This is a genomic window from Trichloromonas sp., assembly GCF_041583255.1.
GTDB lineage: Bacteria > Desulfobacterota > Desulfuromonadia > Desulfuromonadales > Trichloromonadaceae > Trichloromonas.
Map to the genome: position 1 here is coordinate 1 of NZ_JBFHGD010000264.1, position 3,866 is coordinate 3,866.

Genomic DNA, 3,866 nt, shown 5'->3' on the forward strand with positions numbered 1-3,866 from the left:
AGCTCACTTGTCCTGGATCTTTTGGCAAACGACTCGGATATTGATGGCGACTCGCTGACTCTATCTGTCGCGGTTTCCAACTTGCCGGCACGGGGTGATCTCGTCAATAACGGCAATGGTACATTCACTTATAAGCCGTATTCAAATTTCCACGGTACCGACAGCTTCACCTACACTCTCAGCGACGGCAAGGGCGGGACGGCTGATGGCGTGGCCCTGATCGTTGTCACCCCGGTGGCTGATACGCCGCAGGTCGGCAATATCACGACTTCTGCCGGCGGTCAGTCCGACCCCATCGTCATCACCCCCCATGCCAGCGACGGTGACGAGGTCACCCATTTCAGGATTTCGGGGATCACTGGCGGTACCTTGCATCTCGCCGATGGCGTCACCCAGATCAATAATGGTGATTTTATCACCCTGCTCGAGGGGCGGGCCGGCGTGAAGTTTACGCCGGCGGCAGGAACCTCTTCCATCGGCAGGTTCCAGGTCGAAGCCTCTATAAACCGCACCTCTTTTTCTACCGGTAAAGCCACGGCTACGATCATGGTGCTGCCCCATGTGGAGCCGCCACCTGTCGACATCGGGGAGGTTAAAGACCCTGTCGTCGAAGAACCTGCACCTGTCGTTGAGCCTGCCGTTGAACCGGTGACGCCGATGGCGGCTGTTGATGGCAATGAGGAGCCTTCGCCGCTCTTTGCGGGGGAGCCTGATGCGCCGCCGCTGCACCTGGTCATCCGGGTTCCCGAAATGCCGCAGCTGGAAGACGATGCCGTAGAAACGGGCTCTGGGGAATCATCCTTTAACCAGGTCGTCAATGCGCTGCTCGACCCATTCGTCCGCAAAGAACTGCAGGCGGCCGTCGAGCACCTCGACCTTGCCAATCTTTCCCGTGAAGCGTATGACCTGATCCGCAATTCTCTCGATGACCTCAAGGAGGATATCAACCGGGATGTCATGTTTGATCGGGCCGTGATCGGTTCTGCCGTTGCTTCATCGGTTGGCTTGTCGGCCGGCTACGTACTCTGGATGCTCAAGGGTGGTTCGCTGCTGGCCTCTGTCCTTTCGTCCATGCCGGCATGGCAGCTGGCCGACCCGCTGTCGATTCTGGTCGGTAAAAAGGACGACGATAAGGACGAGGAGGGCCTGGAAAAGATTATCGAAGACGGCTCAATCGAAGATGACGAGAATGAACAGGATAAGGACGAAGACGAGGATGGCGACAGCGTCTGAGCGCCGGGAATCATTCACCCTGCCGAGTTGGATCTTCGGTAAGGTATTTTTAGCTGCAGTTCTGATTTTGCCAAGGGTCACTTAAACCATGAGTTTTTTGAAACCACAAGCCCGGATCACGATGGGACTGGTCGGCATCATGACCAGCCTTGTCATGTTGACCTTTGTTTTTAATATTATTCCCGATCGCAACGGCGCCGTTCTCGAGGGGAGGGCCGCCTTTGCCGAATCGATCGCCATTTACAGTACCGCGCTGGTCAATACCGCAAGAGCGGTAGCAAGCAACAACCGGCGCCTGGAAAATGATTTCAAGCTGCTCGCCGAGCGAAGCGATGACCTGCTCTCCCTGGCCCTGCGGCAGCAAAGCGGCCGAGTTCTGGTGGCGACCGAGGGTCATGAATCCGGCTGGGTGGCGATGAAGGGGAAATATTCTCAGGACGCCCAGGTGCGGGTGCCGATCTGGGCAGGCGAGCACCAGTGGGGTCAATTGGAAATGCGTTTTCGACCCTTGTCCGGCGAGAGAGGCTGGGACATTTTGAAAAACCCCATGCTGCAGATGGTCGTCTTTACGGGTCTGCTGGGTTTTGCCGTCTTCTATTTCTACCTTGGCAAGGTGCTGCGCCAGCTTGACCCCTCGCAGGCCATTCCCGGGCGGGTGCGCTCGGCCCTGGACACCATGGCCGAGGGGCTGCTTATTCTGGACCGAAAAGAACAGATCGTTCTGGCGAACCAGGCTTTTTCGTCATTGATCAACAAGGCGGTAGAGAAGTTGCTCGGGTTCCGTGCCGGCGACCTTCCCTGGGTCGATAAGGACGGCAACCGGATCGCCAAGGTGGATCGCCCCTGGGTCGTTGCGCTGGCTCAGGGCAAGTTGAAAAGAGACATTACCCTCAGGCTTAAAATCTCTGAAGATGAAATACGTACGTTAAAGACCAACTGCTCCCCGGTGCTCGGTGACGGTGGGAAATACGCCGGTGTTCTGGTGAGCTTCGCCGACATAACGGAACTTGAGGAAAAAGAGGTCGAACTGATCAAGTCGAAGCAGATTGCTGAAGACGCCAACCAGGCAAAAAGTTCGTTTCTTGCCAATATGAGTCACGAGATCCGTACCCCGATGAACGCCATCCTCGGCTTCACCGAGATCCTCAAGCGGGGTTATGTCAAAAACGAGCAGGAAAGCCTGCGCTATCTCAACACCATCCATTCCAGCGGTAAAAACCTGCTGGAACTGATCAACGACATCCTCGACCTGTCAAAAGTCGAATCCGGGCGTCTCGAAGTCGAAAAGATCAGGGTGGATCCTTATACGATCCTCAATGAAGTTATCCAGATGCTCAAGGTCAAGGCCGAGGAAAAGGGGCTTGTCGTCAATTTCGTCGCCGGCAATGCGGTTCCTGCTGAGATTGAGACCGACCCCGTGCGGCTGCGCCAGATCGCCTTCAACCTGATCGGAAATTCGATCAAGTTCACAGAGCAGGGGAGCGTTACGGTTTCCTGCCGGTATGAAAGGATGCAAAGCGGGCCCTGCCTGATCATCGATATCGTGGATACCGGCATCGGCATGTCTGATGAGGCGCAAGCGAAAGTTTTCGAACCCTTCGTGCAGGCCGATACGTCGGTGACGCGGCGTTTCGGGGGGACTGGACTGGGCCTGGCTATCGCCCGCAAGTTTGCCCGGGCCATGGGCGGTGACATCCGGGTGAAAAGCGAGCCGGGCAAGGGGAGCGTTTTTTCCGTTGCGCTGACGACCGGGGACCTGAGCGGAGTTTCCTTCCTGCTTCCCGAGCAGGTGGCCGCCCTGCAACGGGATATTCACGTCGTTGCGGGCACTCGCTGGAAATTTCCCGAAGCCCGGATTCTGGTTGTGGATGACGGCGCTGAAAACCGTGAACTGGTCAAATTCCTGCTCGAAGAATCCGGGCTTGCGGTGGATGAAGCCGAAAATGGCCAGGTCGGTGTGGAAAAAGCGCTTGCCGCTCCCTATGACGTTGTCTTGATGGACGTGCAGATGCCGGTAATGGACGGTTTTACCGCCGCCGGCATTCTTCGCAGCAAGGGACTGAAAATGCCATTGATCGCCTTGACGGCCAACGCCATGAAGGGCTTTGAAGAGGAGTGCCTGGCCGTCGGGTATTCGGATTACCTGAGCAAGCCGATTGACATCGATCGGTTCATGGAGCTGATGGCGCGTCTGCTCGGCGGTTGCCGGGTCGAAGACAAAGCCGGCGCAGCCCCCGCTGCGGTCGCCGTCGGACCTGTTGGAGAGATGCCGGTTCAGGAAGTTGCCGCCGGTCCCATTGTCTCGGCTCTGCCCGGATCGAACACCAAGTTCAGAGGCATAATCAGCCGGTTTGTCACCCGCCTGCATGAACAGCTCGACGCCATGGACGCCGCAGCCGAAACCGATAATTTTGACGAACTGGCCAGGTTGGGCCACTGGCTCAAGGGCGCCGGAGGGACGGTCGGTTTCAGCGTTTTTACCGAGCCGGCCATTATGCTGGAGCAGCAGGCTAAGTCAGGCAGCGCGCAACAGCTGAAAGAGACCATTCTTCTGCTGCGGGGGCTGGCGAATCGTATTGAACTGGCCGGGGAGGCGGCTGCCGCGCCGCGGGACGCTGTGCTTAACGGGGATG

General features: G+C 57.5%; 2 protein-coding genes. Both read left to right on the forward strand.

Annotated features, from left to right (window positions below; all coding sequences use genetic code 11):
- On the forward strand, nt 1-1,233 hold a 1,233-nt coding region (locus tag ABYV89_RS15215; protein ID WP_432823784.1), incomplete at its 5' end, for a cadherin-like domain-containing protein.
- Between the two features lie 88 nt (nt 1,234-1,321).
- Nucleotides 1,322-3,866: ATP-binding protein (locus tag ABYV89_RS15220; RefSeq protein ID WP_432823785.1), on the forward strand; the 2,545-nt coding region annotated here is incomplete at its 3' end.